The organism is Petrachloros mirabilis (assembly GCF_975968855.1).
In genome coordinates, this window is sequence record NZ_CDLUDY010000249.1 from 1 (window position 1) to 3,205 (window position 3,205).

The 3,205-nt window shown below is 56.2% G+C and carries 4 protein-coding genes and 1 pseudogene; 3 read left to right on the plus strand and 2 right to left on the minus strand.

The window, feature by feature from the left end:
* The 3 genes from ACWVCN_RS10405 to ACWVCN_RS10415 form a co-directional block, all read left to right on the plus strand.
* The coding region (locus ACWVCN_RS10405) for a hypothetical protein (RefSeq protein WP_455245594.1) at nt 1-227 on the plus strand (227 nt) is incomplete at its 5' end.
* 22 nt (nt 228-249) lie between these two features.
* Nucleotides 250-858: a pyridoxamine 5'-phosphate oxidase family protein gene (locus ACWVCN_RS10410; protein ID WP_455245596.1), complete on the plus strand. Its 609-nt coding sequence runs from the start codon at nt 250-252 to the stop codon at nt 856-858.
* A 247-nt stretch (nt 859-1,105) separates the two neighbouring features.
* Complete coding sequence (locus ACWVCN_RS10415) at nt 1,106-1,633, plus strand: RpiB/LacA/LacB family sugar-phosphate isomerase (protein ID WP_455245598.1); 528 nt, start codon at nt 1,106-1,108, stop codon at nt 1,631-1,633.
* A gap of 145 nt (nt 1,634-1,778) precedes the next feature.
* Here ACWVCN_RS10415 and ACWVCN_RS10420 read toward each other — a convergent pair whose 3' ends face one another.
* Both ACWVCN_RS10420 and ACWVCN_RS10425 read right to left on the minus strand, forming a co-directional pair.
* The gene (locus ACWVCN_RS10420; RefSeq protein WP_455245600.1) at nt 1,779-2,717 is read right to left on the minus strand and encodes a hypothetical protein; all 939 of its coding nucleotides are present in this window, start codon (nt 2,715-2,717) and stop codon (nt 1,779-1,781) included.
* A 177-nt stretch (nt 2,718-2,894) separates the two neighbouring features.
* Nucleotides 2,895-3,205 (minus strand): annotated as a pseudogene (locus ACWVCN_RS10425) (glucose-6-phosphate dehydrogenase); the annotation flags it as partial.

Genomic DNA, 3,205 nt, shown 5'->3' on the forward strand with positions numbered 1-3,205 from the left:
GGCCTGCCGAGCTTGTTCAGCTGTCGCATCCGGTCAACGGGCTCTACAACTCAGTTCGCGATACCGTACAAGGAGCTTCCCGCAGCTGTGCGGAATTCTTTGGCGCGACGGAGAGCGTCGCGTCTTGCGGGGTCCCATTGGTGAAAGACCATGGGCTTGCCGGCACCCCGGGTCTCTTAAGCCTGCGGCGCTATCTCGTAGAGGGTTGGGAGACGGTCGTGTTCTGAACGGTGAGAAACGGAGGGAGTGATGGCCGCCAAATATCTGGAAACCATGTTGACTGAGTCTGTTCGCCGCGCAGAGGAAACCTACTACGGGCGATCGGGTACCATCTTGGATGCGCCTGATCGGGACCCATTAGGCGAAGCGGAGATGGCATTCATCGCGGCACGGGATAGCTTCTACCTAGGAACGGTGAGTGAAACCGGGTGGCCTTATATCCAACATCGCGGGGGTCCTGCTGGCTTCTTACGTGTGCTCAATCCCACAACCCTTGCATTTCCCGATTACCATGGGAATCGGCAACTGATCACCACGGGCAATCTGGCTGCGAATAACCGCGTCGCCTTGTTCTTCATGGACTACAAGCAGCGTGAACGGTTGAAGCTGATCGGCCATGCACGCGTGGAAGACATCCGACGCCATCAGGGCCAGTTGACACAGATGATGCACGGTACAGGATGGGACAAGGCAGAGCGGATCGTGATTCTTGACGTGGTTTCCCATGACTGGAACTGTGCCAAGCACATCGCGCCGCGATATTCGATCGAGGAGGTCGAAGCGCTGGCCAGGCCATTGAGAGAACGAATTGCCACCCTCGAATCCGAGTTGCGAGCCAAAACCGCTCAGCGTGCCTGAGCACACATACGGCATCCCGCGTCTCGCAGGCCTTGCCCTGCATCATGATGAAGGAGAGAAGAGCGTGAACATGATCTTACGATAAGACGATGGCCTCAGGAACCATTTCCGGCGCGCGGCGGCTACTCCTCCAAGAGCACCAATTCCCAATCTGTCTCGTTGACACACTTCTCATAGAACAGTAGCCTCATCCAAAGCCACCTGACTGGAGTTTTGCTCAGAAAGGAAAAGGAGGAGACACGCGCACATGAAAATTGGAATCGGAGCGGATCCTTTTGGAGTGGAGTTGAAAGAGGCGATCAAGCAGCATCTGCTGGCACAAGGTCATACTTGTGTGGATATCGGCGGAACTGCTGACCAGGCACGTCCCTATTATGAAGTGGCGCATGAACTGGCCAGAAAAGTAGGGGAAGGAGCATACGACCGCGGCATCCTCGTGTGTGGCACCGGGATGGGAATGGCAATCGTCGCGAATAAACATCCGAATGTCTACGCCGCGGTTTGCGAAGATCCTTCAACGGCGATAAAGGCTCGATCGATCAACAATGCGAATGTGCTCACGATGGGCGGTATGGTGACGGCATCCTACAAGGGCAGAGAAATCGTCGATGCGTTTCTGGCAACTGAATTCAAAAGTGGTTGGGATCCTGAAATCCAAGCCTTTCTTGATCGTTCCGTTGGAGAAATCCAACGAATCGAGTCGCAGGAATTCGTAGACCCGAAACACAAAAACGAAAAACAAGATCGCGGGTCTTCTGGCACACACTCAAGTTAAAGCATACGACTTTCCGCATTGCGATCGGGGAAAGAATACTGGAACATCTTTTCGGCGTTCTGTGGCATCCTCTCGAAAAATGGACGTCCCGTCCGTGTGACCCCGACCGATAAAGGACGTTGGTGGGCCACAAATTCAATGCACGTCACATGATGAGTTCGCCGAGACCATAGACGGTGGATTTCTCGCCCGCATACTCGAGTTTGCCGGTTACGATGCTCATCGCAAACCCGCCGATGACCCAGCCAGCGATGGCCTTGCGACTCGACTGTGATAGCGTCAACGTGGCCGGTCCTTTGAGGCCGCTCCAGGTAATGCGCCATCTGGTCGGCCAGCGATAGAACCCGAACGCCAGTTCCCGATCCAACACCTCGACATTCAGATCACGCAGGGATTCGGTTTGCTCATCGATCGCGGAAAATCCCAGCAGCATCCCTACTAACGGCGCAATCCACTCGCTCAGCTGGCTGTGGACATACACGTCATTCTTGGAATCAGCCAGGAGGTAGAGTCCTTGAAACTCCTTCCAAAAGCCCCAGTAGGTCCTCGTCAACCGGTTGAAATCCGGCATCATGACGTATTCGTAGATGAGCCGCCCCGGAATTGTCCTCCCTTTCCAGGTCAGCACAGCGGCCGCCGACCCCATCCAGGTGACGGCTCCGCTGTGGCGGTTGCCGGTACGTTCAGGAATCGGCTCGATGCGGAGGGTGAGCTGATTGACGTTGCTGGCGATCGTTAGACCCGTGCGGGGAGATCCCTCGAAGGCGAAGAACGGCGAATCCGGAATCGCCGCCAGCTCGTGCTTGGCGTTCTCGAACAATCCGTTGCCGGCCAGCGTGATCCACCCTTCCCGCTCATCGTGCAGGACCAGGAAGTGCTCAGCCTGAAAACTGTCGCCATCACGACCGCGATTGTTATCGAGGGCAAACGCAACGTGACCCAGACTATCGGCTCCCACGAAAGAGAAATAGTCTGAAACGTAAATCAGGGTATGATCGAGAGACGCCTGCGCATCGGCCACGCTGACATTGGTGAACGGCAGAAGCACGAGGCTGAGGGCGAGACACCAACGATGGGAAACCATGCGCAAGTCTAGCAAAATTGGCGCGCACCTGCCGATCCCCTCGCGAGAAAACGGTGTCGGGAATCGTTTCGCAGCGCGAGGCAGACTGTTTTGCCTCTACTCTACCCTACCCGCCACTGGTAAATTCTCTTTCGTTATTTCTAAAGTACAAAGGTACTTGTCAGCGACTTGGGTTCCCTACCATCCGATCTGCCACCGGTGACCGTTCCATTCGACGAGGCGATTGGCTTCCTCCGGTCCCCAGGTACCAGCCGAGTAGGGGTGCAAGGTTCGCGTGCCGGCAAGCACCGGATCGTAAAGGCGCCAGGCCGTCTCGGTGAATTCGGCCGTGACGAATAGCGTTTGGTCGCCGATCATCACATCGCGCAGAAGGGTCTCGTAGGCTTCCGGCAGGTCCCCGAATGCTTTCTCATAGCTGAATTGCAGCGCGTGATCGGCGAAGCGGAAGGGCCGGCCCGGTGATTTCACGGAGAAGCAGAGAGAGAACC